Origin of the sequence: Ensifer sp. Root127, from assembly GCF_001425225.1 — a bacterium.
Lineage (GTDB): Bacteria > Pseudomonadota > Alphaproteobacteria > Rhizobiales > Rhizobiaceae > Ensifer > Ensifer canadensis.
In genome coordinates this window covers 72,120-87,159 of the sequence record NZ_LMDX01000002.1, presented here as the reverse complement: position 1 = coordinate 87,159, position 15,040 = coordinate 72,120, and the positions used below count along the sequence as shown (strand labels likewise).

The window sequence follows — 15,040 nt, the reverse complement described above, 5'->3', positions numbered from 1 at the left end:
TGAGACATCAAGCCGCCCGGAGATTTCGAGGCGGCTTTTTCGTATTCTGGCCGCGTGGAAAAACCGGGCTTTTACGGAGCGAGACGAATGGCAACGGTAATTCTCGAAGACGGCGCGGAAAGCTATACCACCAGGGGCGGGATCGTCGTCACCCGCAGGCGGCGCGAAGCCTCCTATGCGGATTCGATTTCAAGCTATGTCGACAGGCTGGACGAACGTCGCGGCGCGGTGTTTTCGTCCAACTACGAATATCCGGGCCGCTACACGCGCTGGGACACTGCCGTCGTCGACCCGCCGCTCGGCATTTCCTCCTTCGGCCGCTCGCTCTGGATCGAAGCCTATAACGGCCGCGGCGAAGTGCTGCTGTCGATCATTTCGGACCATCTGAAAACCGTCGCCGACATCACGCTCGGCACCTCGACGGCGACCCGTCTCGACCTGACGATCAACGCGCCCGACCGTGTCTTCACCGAGGAAGAGCGCTCGAAGATGCCGACGGTCTTCACCGTGCTTCGGGCCGTCACCAACCTCTTCCATTCGGCGGAGGATGCGAGCCTCGGCCTTTATGGCGCCTTCGGTTACGATCTCGCCTTCCAGTTCGACGCCATCGAGCTGAAGCTGAAGCGCCCGGACGACCAGCGCGACATGGTTCTGTTCCTGCCGGATGAGATCCTGGTCGTCGACCACTATGCCGCCAAGGCCTGGATCGACCGCTATGACTTCGCCAAGGACGGTGTTTCGACTGAAGGCAAGACGGAGGAGATCGCCAGCGAACCCTTCCAGACCGTCGACATCATTCCGCCGCATGGGGACCACCGGCCCGGCGAATATGCCGAGCTTGTGGTCAAGGCGAAGGAAAGCTTCCGCCGCGGCGATCTCTTCGAGGTCGTTCCCGGCCAGAAGTTCTTCGAGCGCTGCGACAGCAAGCCGTCGGAGATCTCCAAACGGTTGAAGGCGATCAACCCGTCGCCCTATTCCTTCTTCATCAATCTCGGAAACCAGGAATACCTGGTCGGCGCCTCGCCGGAAATGTTCGTGCGCGTGTCCGGCCGCCGCATCGAGACCTGCCCGATTTCCGGCACGATCAAGCGCGGTGACGACCCGATCGCCGACAGCGAGCAGATCCTGAAGCTGCTGAATTCCAAGAAGGACGAGTCCGAACTGACCATGTGCTCGGATGTCGACCGCAACGACAAGAGCCGCGTCTGCGTTCCCGGCTCCGTCAAGGTCATCGGCCGCCGCCAGATCGAGATGTATTCGCGCCTGATCCACACGGTCGACCACATCGAGGGGCGCCTGCGCGACGATATGGACGCCTTCGACGGCTTCCTCAGCCACGCCTGGGCCGTCACCGTCACCGGTGCGCCGAAACTCTGGGCGATGCGCTTCATCGAAGGCCACGAGAAGAGCCCGCGCGCATGGTATGGTGGCGCCATCGGCATGGTCGGCTTCAACGGCGACATGAACACCGGCCTGACGCTCCGCACCATCCGCATCAAGGACGGCATTGCCGAGGTGAGGGCGGGCGCGACGCTGCTCTACGATTCAAACCCGGAAGAAGAAGAAGCCGAAACCGAACTGAAGGCCTCTGCCATGATCGCAGCCATTCGTGACGCGAAATCCGCCAACAGCGGCAAGGCCGGCCGTGACGTCGCCGCCGTAGGCGCCGGCGTCAACATCCTGCTTGTCGACCACGAGGACAGCTTCGTGCACACGCTGGCGAATTACTTCCGCCAAACGGGGGCAACGGTGACGACGGTGCGCTCGCCGGTGGCCGAAGAGATCTTCGACCGGGTGAAGCCGGATCTCGTCGTGCTGTCGCCGGGACCCGGCAACCCGAAGGATTTCGACTGCAAGGCAACGATCAAGAAGGCGCGTGCCCGCGATCTGCCGATCTTCGGCGTCTGCCTCGGCCTGCAGGCGCTTGCCGAAGCCTATGGCGGCGATCTCAGGCAGCTGGCGATCCCGATGCACGGCAAGCCGTCGCGCATCCGCGTGCTCGAACCCGGCATCGTCTTCTCCGGCCTCGGCAAGGAGGTGACCGTCGGTCGCTATCACTCGATCTTTGCCGATCCGTCGAGCCTGCCGCGCGATTTCATGATCACCGCCGAAAGTGAAGACGGCACGATCATGGGCATCGAGCATACCAAGGAGCCGGTGGCAGCCGTGCAGTTCCACCCGGAATCGATCATGACGCTCGGCGGCGATGCCGGCATGCGCATGATCGAAAACGTGGTGGCGCATCTGGCCAAGCGGGCGAAGGTCAAGGCCGCCTAAGAAACGAACCGCAGACAATCAGGCGCCGCCTCCGTATCAAAGGGCGGCGCTTTCGTTGTCGGGCTGGCAGGTGCCTTCATGGGGCGCTTGGCGCGCCCGGAATTTCGCAGCGATCGGCAAACAGCCGCTCGCTGAGGAAATCGACGAAGACCCGGACCTTGGGCGAGAGGTGCCGGTTCGAGGGCCAGAGAAGGTGAAACTGGCCGGGTGCGTTGAGATGGGCGTCGAGCACCGTTTTAAGCGCGCCGTCGGCAAGCGGCCCGCGCGCCAGAAAGTCCGGCATGCAGCCAATGCCGAGACCGCTGATCACGGCGCCACGCAATGCCTCCATATTGTTGCAGGTCAGCACTGTGCACATCGGCGGCATGGTGCCTGACATGACAATCGGCCAGTCCTGCAGTTTGCGGCTGTTGGGAAACCGGAAGCGGATTGCCCGGTGACCATCGAGATCCCGTGGGCATTCGGGCGTGCCGTGATCGGCGAGGTAGCTTGGGGCGGCGCAAAGCAGAAGCCGGAACGGGCGCAGGGCTCTCGACATCAGCCGGGAATCCGGCAAATCGCCGCTGCGGATAGCGACATCGACCTCCTCATCGATCAGGTCGACGATGCGATCGTTGAAATCGAGATCGAGTTCGACTTCGGGATAGCGCTCAACGAATTCCGGCAGCACCGGCAGCAGCAGGTGATAACTGACGATCGGAACGCTGACGCGCAGGCGCCCGCGTGGAGCCGCGACGGCTTGGGCTAGCGATGCCTCGGCATCGTCTAGATCGTCGAGGACGCGACGGCAGCGCTCGTGAAACAGCCGCCCTTCCTCCGTCAGCCGGATGCTGCGTGTCGAGCGTTGAAACAGGCGAACGCCAAGCTGTCTCTCGAGATTGGTCACCGCCTTGCCAACGGCCGAAGCGGATAGGCCAAGGACCCGTCCGGCAGCGACAAAGCTGCCGAGATCGGCGGTTCGAACAAAGGCCGTCAGTCCACCCAAGCGATCCATTGCCTCTCCTATTCGAGCGTTTTTTTTCCGCCAAGAGTGGAATGATGGCGGTATTTCCCAGCCATTCTGTCCAATCTATCCTCCTCAAGTCAATCGATACCCACCGACCGGCGACCGGTCGCCTCACGAAGTGCGACCGGCGGGTCCTTCCTTGCTCGAACACATCGGGACTGCAAGACATGAGAGAAAAGACCAGGAGTAGGAGCAACGCCGGACGGTTGTGCGTTCTTGTTGCTGTTTGTTGTGCGGCCGCCGCCATGCCGCTGACCTTCACCGGGCCGGCGGTGGCACTGCCCGCGATCAGCCGGACGCTGGGTGGAAGCCCGCTGGCGCTCAACTGGGTCACGAACGCCTTCATGCTGACCTTCGGCAGCACCCTGATGGCGGCGGGCGCGCTTGCCGATAGCTATGGCCGCAAGCGCATGTTCCTCGGCGGGCTTGCAGCCTTCGGCCTGTTCTCGCTCGGCCTTGCCTTCGCCAACGATATTGTCTTGTTCGACATTCTCAGGGCCTTGCAGGGTGTCGGGGCGGCGGCAGCGTTTTCGGGCGGCATGGCTTCACTGGCACAGGAGTTTGAAGAGGGGCAACGGCTGCGGGCGTTCAGCGTCGTCGGTGCGAGCTTTGGCGTCGGCCTGGCATTTGGCCCCATTGCCTCCGGCCTCGTGGTCGAGGCGCTCGGCTGGCCGGCAATCTTCCTGCTTGTCGTCGCGCTCGCGGCCTTTGCCTTTGCGCTCGGTGCCGTTTTCCTGCGGGAAACGCGCGACCCGAATGCGGGCGGCCTCGACTGGAAGGGGGCGGTGACGTTCACGCTGGCGCTGGCATTCCTGACATTTGGCATCCTGCAGCTGCCCGAGGCCGGCTGGAGCGATCCTTTCGTCCTCGCTGTGCTGGTAGCTGCGGTTGTCTTCTTCTTTGTCTTCTACCGAATCGAGCGTTCCGTGGCGCGGCCGATGCTGGATCTGTCCTTGTTCAAGTATCCGCGCTTTGTCGGCGTACAACTGCTCGCGGCGGCGCCGGCTTATGGTTTCGTCGTGCTGCTCATTCTTCTGCCGGTGCGGTTCATCGGCATCGAAGGCATGAGCGAGATTGCCGGGGGGCGGATGATGATTGCGCTCTCGGCTCCGCTGCTCCTCCTGCCGATCGCCGCCGGTCTGTTGACGCGCTGGTTTGCGCCGGCCGTCATCTGCGGGACCGGATTGCTGGTTTCAGCCGCCGGGCTTGGCTGGCTCAGCCAGTTTCCCGTGGGCTCGGCGCCGGGGCTGCTGGTCCCACCATTGCTGCTCGTCGGCATCGGCATCAGCCTGCCCTGGGGTTTGATGGATGGGCTGGCGGTCAGCGTGGTGCCGAAGGAGCGGGCGGGAATGGCGACGGGTATCTTCAGCACCACCCGTGTTGCGGGCGAAGGGATCGCCCTTGCGGTGGTGACAGCGCTTCTCTCTGTCTTCACGCAGATCAAATTGGGGTCGGCAGCCGGCGGCCACGCCGCCGATGTCGCCCAGAGGCTCGTCACCGGCAACGTGGCTGCGGCCGGCAGCATAGTGCCGTCGGTTGAGCGCCTTGCACTGCTTCAAGCCTATAGCAGCGCGTTCGGGACGCTGCTCTGGCTGTTGACGGCCATTACCACGGCAACGGCCGTGGTCGTCTTCCTGTACCTCGGCAAGGGCGCCGAAGAAGTCGAAAGCGCCGAAACCGATCTGATGCCGGGTACGATTACGGACCCTTAAAAAACGGGCAGGAGCCGAACGCACCTTTGACAAGCCGGCATCGATGGCACATATGTTTCCCATTGACCGCCTGCGCGAAATTCGCGCGGGCGGTTTTGCGTTTCAATGGGCTTGCGTTTGCAACTCGTTTGCATCTGCATGAGGAATGAAGAAGATGTCTCTATCCGATAACCGAACCGTCCTGCGGCTTGCCTTCTGGGGCATTCCGCTTTCTCTGGCTGTGCTGGGGCTGAAGCTGCTTGCCTGGTGGCTTACCGGCTCGGTGGCCCTTTTGTCGGATGGTCTTGAGTCCACAGTCAATGTGATTGCGGCGGTGATCGCCTATCTGATGATCGGCTATGCGGCGAAACCGGCGGATGCCGGCCATCCCTTCGGGCACCACAAGGCGGAGTATTTTTCCGCGGTTATCGAGGGCGTGCTGATCGTCGTTGCCGCATTGCTGATCGTCTGGGAAGCGGTGCCGGCGATGATGGCGCCGGTGATGTTGGAAGCTCCGGCGCTCGGCCTGGCGATCAACTTTGCTGCTGGTGTCGTCAACGCCATCTGGGCCTATGTGCTGATCAGCGCCGGTCGGAAGCATCGCTCGCCGGCTCTCAGCGCCGACGGCCATCATATTCTGTCTGACGTCGTGACCTCGATCGGCGTTTTGATCGGCCTTGGTCTTGCCATTGCCACGGGTTACGCGATCCTTGATCCCTTGCTGGCCGTCATCGTCGCCTGCAATATCCTGTTCCAGGGCTGGATGGTGATCTCGCGGTCGATTGACGGGTTGATGGACCGGGCGGTGCCGGCCGAGGAGGAGGAGGCGATCAAGCAGGCGATCGCCGCCAACGGCAAGGGCTCGCTTGGAGTGCACGATCTCAAGACCCGCCAGGCAGGCCCGGTGATTTTTGTGGATTTCCACATGGTCGTGCCGGAAATGATGCCGGTCGGCGAGGCGCATGATATCTGCGATCGCATCGAGGACGCGATACGCGCCGTTCACCCCGGCGCCAAGATCGCGATCCATGTCGAGCCGGAAGGTGAAAAGGCGCACGGCGTGCGCGTAAAGGTAAGTGGAGCACCACGCAAATGAGCAAGACTGACGTATCCGGCCTGTCGCAACTGGGCGCCAAGGTCGACCTGCCGCAGAGCCCCGACGAAGCGGTGCTCGAGCGCGTGCCGAGCGGCAATCAGGGCGCGGACTTCCTGGTGCGGTTCACCGCGCCGGAATTCACCTCGCTTTGCCCGATGACCGGCCAGCCGGATTTTGCCCACATCGTCATCGACTACGTGCCGGATGAATGGCTGGTGGAATCGAAGTCGCTGAAGCTGTTCCTGCATTCCTTCCGCAATCATGGCGCCTTCCACGAGGACTGCACCATTGATATCGCCAAACGGCTGGTCAGCCTGTTGTCGCCGCGCTGGCTGCGCATCGGTGCCTACTGGTATCCGCGCGGCGGCATTCCGATCGACGTTTTCTGGCAGACCGGCAAGCCGCCGGAAGGATTGTGGCTGCCCGATCAGGGCGTGCCGACCTATCGCGGTCGCGGATAAAAATGGCGGGCATGACCCGCCATTCCCCGTTCGTTTCGTCAGCCGAAGATCAGGGCCGTGCCGGCAAGTGCCGTAAGGCCGCCGAGAATGCGCGCCAGCGTGCCGCCGCCTGAGAGGCGACCAAGCGCCACGCCAAGGCCGATGCCGGCCGCGTGAAGGGCGGCGGTGGCAAGCATGAAGCCGATGGCGAAGGGAAGGGCGCCGGCGCTGCCGAGTTCGCCGCCATGGGCATGGCCGTGAAAGAGCGCGAAGAGGCCGACGACCGCAGCCGACGCGGCCGCATCGAGGCGCACGGCCATTGCCACCAGCAGGCCCAGCGCGACAACCGAGGCGAGGATCGCGGGCTCGACAAAGGGAAAATGGATGCCGGCCGTTGCCAGCGAAAAGCCGGCCGCCATCATCGCGACGAAGGCCGACGGCACGAGCCACAGCGCCCGGCCGCCGATCTGTGCGGCCCAGAGGCCGACGGCGACCATGGCCAGGATATGGTCGAGGCCGAAGAGCGGATGCGAGAAGCCGGCGGCAAACGAGCCGTGCTCATCAGGGTTGAGGTGAGCGAAGGCCGGTGCCGCGGATGCCATCAGCACGGCCGCTGCAATCAGGATGCGTCTGTTCATATCTGTCCCCATGGATCGACAGGACCTGGGAGGGAGCCCTGTCCTTGCAGTTTTTTGACCGGCTCGATCTTATTGGGCTCTGTGTCTCTGTCCATACGGCATTTGGCGGTGGCGCCGTTTACCATAGGCGCAGTGCAATCCGCTTCGCCCTTTGTCGCCCTTTCGGTTTGTTGCATTGTCTTCGCTGTCGAGTCGCATTATCTGACTTTGACAAAGAAATTCATGAGACGCCGGAGAACAACGGATGAGCGACGAGGAAGACAAGAACACCGAACTGCCCTTGGGCAAGGAAACGGAGGCGAACCTTTTCAAGTCGCGCTCGATTTTCATTTACGGCACCATCACCCAGGAGTTGGCGCAGAAGGTTTGCTCGCAGCTCGTGGCGCTTGCGTCGGCCAGCGATGACGACATCCGCCTCTTCGTCAGCTCGCCAGGCGGCCACGTCGAATCCGGCGACAGCATTCACGACATGATGAAGTTCGTGAAGCCGAAGGTCTGGACGATTGGCACCGGCTGGGTCGCGTCCGCCGGCGCGCTGATCTATGTCGGCGTTCCCAAGGAGCGTCGTCTCTGCCTGCCGAATACCCGCTTCCTGCTTCACCAACCGTCGGGCGGCACCCGCGGCATGGCTTCGGATATCGAGATCCAGGCCCGCGAAATCATCAAGATGAACGAGCGCCTGAACAAGATCTTCTCCGAAGCGACCGGCCAGACGGTCGAAAAGATCGCCAAGGATACCGAACGTGACTATTGGCTGTCGGCTGAAGAGGCCAAGAACTATGGCCTCGTCTCGCGCATCATCACCTCGGTTTCGGATATCTGAGACCGATATACCGTCGGCAACGGCGTTGAAATTGCAAAGGGCATCGGCGGCAGCGCCGGTGCCTTTTTCGTTTGGCGGGGCTCGCGCCAGAGGGATGGTCGCACTCCTCACGTTTCCGCACGGGCATGCCTTGCTCCGGTTCGGCAAGCCGTGTATAGGCTTTGTCATGACCAAGGCCAGCGCATATCGGATCGCTACGATCTCTGCCGCACACGATGACAATCGTGCGCCGCTGCACGCCTTCGCCTCGCTTCTTCTTCTCGGCCTTACTCGCGGTTGCCGGGTTCGCTGAGGAGCGCCCGGCGGCCGAAAAAGCCACGCCGGCAGATGCTCCTCGAATCCAATAGAGTTTTAGGACAAACGCGCGCCCGCCACGGCATTTGCCATCGCAATCCGATCCCCGATCGGTTATGGCAAAGCGGCCAGAGCGCTCAGTGATGAAGAGAAGCTGCAATGATCCAGAAATCCCATTCCATCAAGAACGGCATGCCGGAAGCGGCGGTGAAGTATCAGCCTTACCCGCAGATCGCGCTCGCCGACCGGACCTGGCCGTCGAAGACCATTTCCCAGGCGCCGATCTGGTGCTCGGTCGACCTGCGTGACGGCAACCAGTCGCTCGTCGACCCGATGGGCCATGACCGCAAGGCGCGCATGTTCCAGCTGCTCCTGGACATGGGCTTCAAGGAAATCGAGATTGGCTTCCCCTCGGCCTCGCAGACGGACTTCGACTTTGCCCGCTGGTGCATCGAAGAGGGCAATGTCGCCGAAGACGTGTCGCTGCAGGTGCTGGTGCAGTGCCGGCCGGAGCTGATCACCCGGACCTTCGAGGCGCTGCAGGGCGCCCATAAGCCGATCGTGCATTTCTACAACTCGACCAGTGAGTTGCAGCGCCGGGTGGTGTTTGCCAAGGATGTTGCCGGCATCAAGCAAATTGCGACCGATGCTGCCAAGATGATCACCGACATGGCCGCCAAGGCCGGTGGCGATTTTCGCTTCGAGTATTCGCCGGAGAGCTTCACCGGCACCGAGCTGGAAGTGGCGCTGGAGATCTGCAACGCGGTCACCGCGATCGTCAAGCCGACGCCGGATAACAAGCTGATCCTCAATCTGCCGTCGACCGTCGAGATGGCGACGCCGAACATCTATGCCGACCAGATCGAGTGGATGTGCCGCAACCTCGACAATCGCGAGAGCCTGATCATTTCCCTGCACCCGCACAACGACCGCGGCACGGGCATTGCGGCGACGGAGCTCGGCCTGATGGCCGGTGCCGACCGCGTCGAAGGCACGCTGTTCGGCAATGGCGAGCGCACGGGCAATGTCGACGTGGTGACGCTGGCGCTGAACATGTTCACGCAAGGCGTGGACCCGCAGCTGGACTGCTCCGACATCGAGCGGATCAAGGAAGTCTACGAATATTCCAACCAGATGGTGATCCCCGAGCGCCATCCTTACGTCGGCGAACTGGTCTACACGGCCTTCTCCGGCTCGCACCAAGATGCGATCAACAAGGGCATGAAGGCGATCAAGACCGCCAACAAGCCATTGTGGGAAGTGCCTTACCTGCCGATCGATCCGCGTGACGTCGGCCGCTCCTACGAGGCGATCATCCGGATCAACTCGCAGTCGGGGAAGGGCGGCATCGCCTATATCCTGCAGGAAGACTACGGCATCAACCTGCCGCGCAACCTGCAGGTGGAGTTCCGCGAGGACATCCAGCACATCACCGACGAAGAAGGCAAGGAGCTACCCTCCAAACGCATCCATGAACGCTTCATCGAGCGTTATGTCGAGCAGCCCGGCGCGCGCATCAAATTCGTCGATCACAACACCTATCCGGTCGGCGAGCACAAGGGCGTGCGTGTGGTTTCGGCCGAGATCACCGACAACGGCGAGCTCAAGCGCATCGAGGGCAAGGGCACCGGTCCGATCGACGGTTTCATTAACGCGCTGTCGATCTATCTCGGCGTCGATCTCTCGGTCGCCGACTATTCCGAGCATTCGCTGCAGCACGGCTCGAACGCAGCCGCCATCGCCTATGTCGAGATGGAGCACCCTGATGGTAAGCTGTTTGGCGCCGGCATCAACACCAACATCGTTGCAGCCTCGCTGGAAGCGATCGTCTCGGCTGCCAACCGCGTGTTGGAAATGAAACGTAGCTGATCATCAAAACGCCGCGCGCCCTGAGGACGCGCGGCGTTTTCGATCGGTACTTGACGCTACCCTCAATCACGGCTCGCCATGGTGGGGGCTTCAAAGTCCATTTGCGGGCTGCGGTTAAGCCTGCCGCGCCTTGCGGTTGGCGTAGCGCCGGTCGCGCTCGGCCTTGCGGGCAGCCTCGTCCTCGATCACGCGTGAAATGCGGTTCTTGTCGGCGGCTTCGCGCGCTTCGGCCTCAGCTCTTGCAGCAGCCGTGAGTGCCGCCTCGCGCTCAGCGGCCTCGGCCTGCAAGCGCTCGCGCTCCTCATTCTTTACCCGTTCGCGTTCGATGCGCCGCTCTTCGCGGGCTGCAGCGACCGCCTGACGCTCGGCCTGGCGGGCGAGTTCGGTCGGTTCTGCGGCTTCCTTTGCCGCGCGGTAGGCTTCAAGAAGCGCTTTCTTCGCATCGGCCGCGGCGCTGCGACGGTCGGTGAGTTCACTGTTTCTGATGTTTCTCAAGTCTCTATTCCAGTTGAGGTGTCACCCTGACTGAAAGTCAGGTTTTTCTGACGCGTTTCGAAGCGGGGGCGGCAGCCGCCGCCAGGCGGTCCTGCAATTCCTTCGCCAGCCGCGCTTCGCGCAGACGCAGGGTCTTCTCTTCGCGAGCCTGGACGATGGAGTCGAGTTCTTCAACGGCGCTGTCGCGGGCAAAGAACTGCGATTGCTCTTTGGCAAAGGCGATCTCGGCCCGCTGGCGCGATTTGTTGTGTGTCTCTGTCATGGGATATCCCCGACTTTGGCGCGCGTCTACGGTGTTGCACGTCACTCCCGATGCATAATGCAGTTGCGGGATCGTGCAGTCGGCGCGCGGAAATAAAAAAGGCCAGGCATGTTGCCTGACCTTGATGGGTATCATGCTCTCGACAGTGCCAGTACATCCGTGGTCAAGGGAGAGCCGATACCGATTTAGGCTGCCTGCAGATTGCAGGCAGACATCTTGCCCGACTTGTTGTCGCGCTCCATGTCGTAGGCGATCTTCTGGCCTTCGACGATTTCGCGCATTCCAGCACGCTCGACGGCGGAGATGTGGACGAATGCGTCCGGACCGCCGTTGTCAGGCTGAATGAAGCCGAAGCCCTTGGTGGAATTAAACCATTTAACTGTGCCAGTGGTCATGATGAACCCTTTCATAGCATATTGAATGACCGCCGCGCACAAGCGCTGCGGATGAAGATAGCGATTTTTGAAAGGAAGGTTCGTCAGGGCGCAGTTGCTAAATGCGCGGTAACCAAAGTTCAGCAAGCAAATATCGATTTGTCAGAGATATAGACAAAGTATTGATATGTCAACCGTTGGTTTTTTCTTGCCGGGTTTTGCCAATTTTGCGGGTGTTGCGAAACGGCAATTCGGAGCGAAATTTTTTTCGGTGCAGCATATGTATTTTAGGCCGGGAAAGCAGGTGTAACTATTTGGTTGCCTGCAAAAATTTCCGCTTGAGCTAACATCAGCCCGGCTCGGCATAGGGCCGCTCGCGCGGATGATGCAGTCTGCCGCGCTGCGGTCGATGTCTGATTTTGACGGCAACACGATCCACCCTGGCAACAGGCGCTGCCATGGTTCCGTTGCCTGGTTCAGGCGGAGGTCGCGGCTCAGATTGTCGTGGAGACCGCTTCGGCCAGATCGTGCAGACCGATGCTGGCCGACGGGCCGACGAGCACGAAAGACGCGCCGCCGCGCTGCCAGGAAACCATGCCGAGATTGTCGCGGATGCTTTCGGAGAATTTGTCTGACTGCGGGCTGTCGCTGTCCTTGAGGAAGCAGATGGCAAACACGTCGCCATCGGCATTGCGATAGATAAGTTGCGCGACGGGTTTGCTGTTGGCGACGAGCAGACGCGCACCCTCGAAGTTCAGACCCTTGCCGGTGAGGTTGGGAATGGTGAACGGGACGCCGACGCTGGAGGCGAGCCAAGTCTCGATCTTCGGCGCTTCGGAGGCCGGGACCTCGACGAGCCGTTCCTTCTGGCGGGAATAAATGCGGTGGTAGTCGGCGATGTCGTCAAGCCAGGTGCGGGCGGAGGCGACCCTTGTCGGCTCGCCGGCGTGGTTGGCCGTGCCGATGATAAACCCGGTGAAGCCACCGACCAGCACCAGCGCCACGGAAGCAGCCATCACCCGCGGCCAGATGCGCACGCTGCGCACATTGGCGGCAGCGATCGTCACGCGTTCCGCCTTGGGATTGATGCCGGAGCCCTGCTTGATCTGACGCACCAGCGCCAGCGGCACGGGATCATGAAGGAAATCCTCGAATGCCGTGTTGCCGAAGGCGCTGCCGGCCTTCAGCTTTTCAAACAACGCCTTGGCTTCCTCGTCGCGGGCGAGGAGCGTCTCGAGTTCAGTCTTTTCTGCCTCGCCGAGTTCGCCATCGATATAGGCGCACAACCGGACTTCGAGCGCGTGACCTTTTGTCTGCTGCAACGGTCATGCCCTCCTTTCGGTGTTTTCGGAGATCATCGCGGCGAGCCTCAACCGCGCGGTCGACAGCCTGCTCATCACCGTGCCGATCGGGATACCGAGGATATCGGCAGTCTCGCGGTAGCTGTGGCCTTCGACATTGACCAGCAGGAAGGTGCTTGCCAGGCCCTCAGGCATCGAGAGGATCATCTTCTGCAATTGGTTGGCGTAGACGGCTTTCTCGGCGGAGGCCTCGATGCTCAGTTCGTCCTGGTCGGACACGTCGACCGTACCGCTGCCGGTGCGGACTTTCCGTTTGCGGATCTCGTCGATCCAGAGGTTGCGCGTCATGGCGTAGATCCAGCTTTCGAGCCGGCCTTCTCCGTTCCAGAGGTGACTGCGCGTAATCGCTCTTTCGCAAGCTTCCTGGACAAGATCATCGGCATCATGTGCATTGCGCGTCAATGTCATCGCGAAGCGGCGCAATTTGGGCAGCAAGCTGACCAAGTCGCGTCTGAAGTCCTTCGTTTCTGCCGCTGGGCGCATTGCTCTTCCAAATGAAACGTGCGGGATCGTGTCTTTATTCGCCAGGTAATTCCACGGTGAATGATATGAAACATTTGACCGTTAGTCTGCAAGGGAAGTCACGGATCGGAAAGCGAAATCTGCTCTTTCTTTCGCCGTTATCCCAAAAACCCTTGCCGATCCGCATGTCGTCTCGCAGGGCGGTCGTTACCGTAAACTGCAAGGGTGGGCCGGCATTGCGTCAAAGTTCGGCCCGAATCTGATCGGCACTCATCCGCACAACTCCAGGTCGATCACAGAGGACGCGTCAATGAACGAGCATGCATGCGGCGAGAGACGAAATGACGGTCGACCTTCCACAGGGCGACCGCGTGATGGCGGGTGGCGCCCCGCTCCGAAATTCTTGCGGGTGGCCGGCTTGACCGTATCCCTGGCGGGCCTCGCCGGTTGCCAGAGTGCGTCTCTCAGCGAAACCGGTTCGCTGTCCTCCTACAAGGATTTCGTAGCAAGCGACGGGATGGTGACCAAGACCAAGTATCGGGTGGATGCCGCTTCGACCAAGACGGTCAAGACCGTGCATCTGATCCCGACGACCTTTGCCTCCAATGCCGATGTCGGCACCCTCGGCGACCCCCAGAAGAAGCTGGTGGCGACGGCGATCGACCGCTCGCTGTGCGAGGCGCTAAGCGCGCATTTCGATGTCGTTCCGGTGTCGAAGCCGGCGGATATGGCGGTGCGTTCCGTTGTAACGAAGGTGAAAGCCACCAACGCCGTCGTTGCCGGCGTGTCGAGTGTCGCTTCGAAAGTCTCGCCTGTCCCGGTTCCGCGCCTTCCGATCGGTCTCGGCAATCTATCGGTCGAAGCCGAGGCCTTCGATGCCAGAGGCAAACAGATCGCGGGTCTGACCTGGGCGCGGGGGGCAAACATCGTCACCAGCGGTTCGCGCGCGTCGACTGCCGCCGACGCCTTCGAGCTTGCCGGAGACTTTTCCGACGATTTCAGCGCGATGCTGGCAAAGTCGAACGATCCGATGAAGTCCGACTTCGAGCTGCCGTCGATGAAGAACGTCTCGAATAGCGTGTCCTATGCGGTTACCGGCAAATCGACCGATCCCGATTGCGCGGTTTTCGGGCGTGGCTCGGGGGTCACGGGCATTGTCGGCGGCGCGCTGGGCTTGCCGCCGGAATGGACCGAGAAGAAGCGCAACTGAGGAGACGCTTCAAGGATCGATGCCGCGGCTGCCTTCCCAGGTTCGGGAAGGCAGTGGGCATGCATCAATATTGCCTGACGCCGCCCAAAGACTGCAGCAGCGAGCGATAGGCCCAGGTGTCTTCGCCGCCGCGATCGCGAATCTCGACCAGTTGCACGCGGGCATCCTCTACCTGACCCTGTTCGATCAGGGCCTGGCCCATGTAGGAGCGGGCGAGGATATAGTTCTCGTCGGCTTGGAGCGCGCGCTTGTAATACTGCATGCCGAGCTCCATGCGCCCGGCCTTGCGGTTGGCATAGCCGAGATAGTTCAGCACGCGGGCGCTCTTCTGATCCTTGACGGCACCGAGGACCTTGATGGAGTTCTCGTATTGGCCGGCATAGGCAAGCTCGCGGGCGGCCTGGAAGAGGATGTCGTCGCTAAGATCGCTCTTCTTGGCATTGACGCAGGCGTTCTTCTTGGCATCCCAGATCTTGCCGTTGGTGCATTCGCTGCTCGTCTTGGTTTTCTTCGGCGGTTCGCTGGTATCCTCGCCGGCGGCCATGGCGGTCTGCCCTGCAAAAACGGCCGCGCTGGCGGCAAACAGGGCGCATAGAATGGTCTTGCGGTTCATCATGCCTATCTCCCAACATATGCAATGGCGCCGAGCACACCATTCACGGCGCAGAGGATAGATCGCTCTGCCGGTCGTGGGAACCCGAACGGGAGTGTGACGCACGAATAGGGGCATTTATTCGCCCGG

Annotated in this window: 15 protein-coding genes; 7 read left to right on the top strand and 8 right to left on the bottom strand. The window is 61.6% G+C overall.

All coding sequences use genetic code 11. The features are described 5' to 3' along the window. Positions 1–87 precede the first annotated feature (87 nt). Positions 88–2,277 (top strand): anthranilate synthase, encoded by a 2,190-nt coding sequence (locus tag ASD03_RS07180; protein WP_025427974.1) that lies wholly within the window; start codon positions 88–90, stop codon positions 2,275–2,277. 76 nt (positions 2,278–2,353) lie between these two features. Here ASD03_RS07180 and ASD03_RS07175 read toward each other — a convergent pair whose 3' ends face one another. Beyond that, positions 2,354–3,271: a LysR substrate-binding domain-containing protein gene (locus ASD03_RS07175; protein WP_025427973.1), complete on the bottom strand. Its 918-nt coding sequence runs from the start codon at positions 3,269–3,271 to the stop codon at positions 2,354–2,356. A gap of 179 nt (positions 3,272–3,450) precedes the next feature. Between ASD03_RS07175 and ASD03_RS07170 the strand changes: the two genes are divergently transcribed. From ASD03_RS07170 to queF, 3 genes are all read left to right on the top strand, one after another. After that, complete coding sequence (locus ASD03_RS07170; protein WP_025427972.1) at positions 3,451–4,995, top strand: MFS transporter; 1,545 nt, start codon at positions 3,451–3,453, stop codon at positions 4,993–4,995. Positions 4,996–5,149: 154 nt separating this feature from the next. Further along, on the top strand, positions 5,150–6,070 hold the full coding sequence (locus tag ASD03_RS07165) for a cation diffusion facilitator family transporter (protein ID WP_057206125.1): 921 nt from the start codon (positions 5,150–5,152) through the stop codon (positions 6,068–6,070). Continuing rightward, positions 6,067–6,531, top strand: a complete 465-nt coding sequence (gene queF, locus ASD03_RS07160) for a preQ(1) synthase (protein ID WP_025427970.1) — start codon at positions 6,067–6,069, stop codon at positions 6,529–6,531. Before ASD03_RS07165 ends, queF begins: the two co-directional genes overlap by 4 nt. Before the next feature lie 38 nt (positions 6,532–6,569). Here the strand turns inward: queF and ASD03_RS07155 are convergent, their stop codons facing one another. Then, complete coding sequence (locus tag ASD03_RS07155; protein WP_025427969.1) at positions 6,570–7,148, bottom strand: HupE/UreJ family protein; 579 nt, start codon at positions 7,146–7,148, stop codon at positions 6,570–6,572. Between the two features lie 244 nt (positions 7,149–7,392). Here ASD03_RS07155 and ASD03_RS07150 point away from each other — a divergent pair, with 244 nt between their 5' ends. Together ASD03_RS07150 and leuA are read left to right on the top strand one after the other, a co-directional pair. Further along, positions 7,393–7,971 carry an ATP-dependent Clp protease proteolytic subunit gene (locus ASD03_RS07150; protein WP_025427968.1) on the top strand — a complete coding sequence of 193 codons (579 nt, stop codon included), beginning with the start codon at positions 7,393–7,395 and terminating at the stop codon, positions 7,969–7,971. A 453-nt stretch (positions 7,972–8,424) separates the two neighbouring features. Continuing rightward, the gene (gene leuA, locus ASD03_RS07140) at positions 8,425–10,134 is read left to right on the top strand and encodes a 2-isopropylmalate synthase (protein WP_025427966.1); all 1,710 of its coding nucleotides are present in this window, start codon (positions 8,425–8,427) and stop codon (positions 10,132–10,134) included. Positions 10,135–10,248: 114 nt separating this feature from the next. On the opposite strand, the gene ASD03_RS07135 is transcribed toward leuA, so the two are convergent. The 5 genes from ASD03_RS07135 to ASD03_RS07115 form a co-directional block, all read right to left on the bottom strand. Next, complete coding sequence (locus tag ASD03_RS07135; RefSeq protein WP_025427965.1) at positions 10,249–10,629, bottom strand: DUF6481 family protein; 381 nt, start codon at positions 10,627–10,629, stop codon at positions 10,249–10,251. 37 nt (positions 10,630–10,666) lie between these two features. Further along, complete coding sequence (locus ASD03_RS07130) at positions 10,667–10,891, bottom strand: hypothetical protein (RefSeq protein ID WP_025427964.1); 225 nt, start codon at positions 10,889–10,891, stop codon at positions 10,667–10,669. A 185-nt stretch (positions 10,892–11,076) separates the two neighbouring features. Then, entirely contained in the window at positions 11,077–11,286 is a 210-nt protein-coding gene (locus ASD03_RS07125) for a cold-shock protein (RefSeq protein ID WP_025427963.1), read from the bottom strand. A 473-nt stretch (positions 11,287–11,759) separates the two neighbouring features. Continuing rightward, a complete protein-coding gene (locus tag ASD03_RS07120) occupies positions 11,760–12,587 on the bottom strand; it encodes an anti-sigma factor (RefSeq protein ID WP_025427962.1) in 828 nt (275 codons plus the stop codon). Between the two features lie 3 nt (positions 12,588–12,590). Beyond that, positions 12,591–13,109: an RNA polymerase sigma factor gene (locus ASD03_RS07115; protein ID WP_025427961.1), complete on the bottom strand. Its 519-nt coding sequence runs from the start codon at positions 13,107–13,109 to the stop codon at positions 12,591–12,593. A 397-nt stretch (positions 13,110–13,506) separates the two neighbouring features. Here ASD03_RS07115 and ASD03_RS07110 point away from each other — a divergent pair, with 397 nt between their 5' ends. Then, on the top strand, positions 13,507–14,298 hold the full coding sequence (locus ASD03_RS07110; protein ID WP_158268960.1) for a DUF3313 domain-containing protein: 792 nt from the start codon (positions 13,507–13,509) through the stop codon (positions 14,296–14,298). A 64-nt stretch (positions 14,299–14,362) separates the two neighbouring features. On the opposite strand, the gene ASD03_RS07105 is transcribed toward ASD03_RS07110, so the two are convergent. Next, positions 14,363–14,911 (bottom strand): tetratricopeptide repeat protein, encoded by a 549-nt coding sequence (locus ASD03_RS07105; RefSeq protein ID WP_082557275.1) that lies wholly within the window; start codon positions 14,909–14,911, stop codon positions 14,363–14,365. Positions 14,912–15,040 lie beyond the last annotated feature (129 nt).

Bases quoted from the DNA above. Each gene is read 5' to 3' on its own strand.
- ASD03_RS07130 (WP_025427964.1), bottom strand. From the start codon at position 10,891: ATGACAGAGACACACAACAAATCGCGCCAGCGGGCCGAGATCGCCTTT.
- ASD03_RS07125 (WP_025427963.1), bottom strand. From the start codon at position 11,286: ATGACCACTGGCACAGTTAAATGGTTTAATTCCACCAAGGGCTTCGGC.
- ASD03_RS07150 (WP_025427968.1), top strand. From the start codon at position 7,393: ATGAGCGACGAGGAAGACAAGAACACCGAACTGCCCTTGGGCAAGGAA.
- ASD03_RS07180 (WP_025427974.1), top strand. From the start codon at position 88: ATGGCAACGGTAATTCTCGAAGACGGCGCGGAAAGCTATACCACCAGG.
- ASD03_RS07115 (WP_025427961.1), bottom strand. From the start codon at position 13,109: ATGCGCCCAGCGGCAGAAACGAAGGACTTCAGACGCGACTTGGTCAGC.
- ASD03_RS07175 (WP_025427973.1), bottom strand. From the start codon at position 3,271: ATGGATCGCTTGGGTGGACTGACGGCCTTTGTTCGAACCGCCGATCTC.
- ASD03_RS07165 (WP_057206125.1), top strand. From the start codon at position 5,150: ATGTCTCTATCCGATAACCGAACCGTCCTGCGGCTTGCCTTCTGGGGC.
- ASD03_RS07105 (WP_082557275.1), bottom strand. From the start codon at position 14,911: ATGAACCGCAAGACCATTCTATGCGCCCTGTTTGCCGCCAGCGCGGCC.
- queF (WP_025427970.1), top strand. From the start codon at position 6,067: ATGAGCAAGACTGACGTATCCGGCCTGTCGCAACTGGGCGCCAAGGTC.
- ASD03_RS07170 (WP_025427972.1), top strand. From the start codon at position 3,451: ATGAGAGAAAAGACCAGGAGTAGGAGCAACGCCGGACGGTTGTGCGTT.
- leuA (WP_025427966.1), top strand. From the start codon at position 8,425: ATGATCCAGAAATCCCATTCCATCAAGAACGGCATGCCGGAAGCGGCG.
- ASD03_RS07155 (WP_025427969.1), bottom strand. From the start codon at position 7,148: ATGAACAGACGCATCCTGATTGCAGCGGCCGTGCTGATGGCATCCGCG.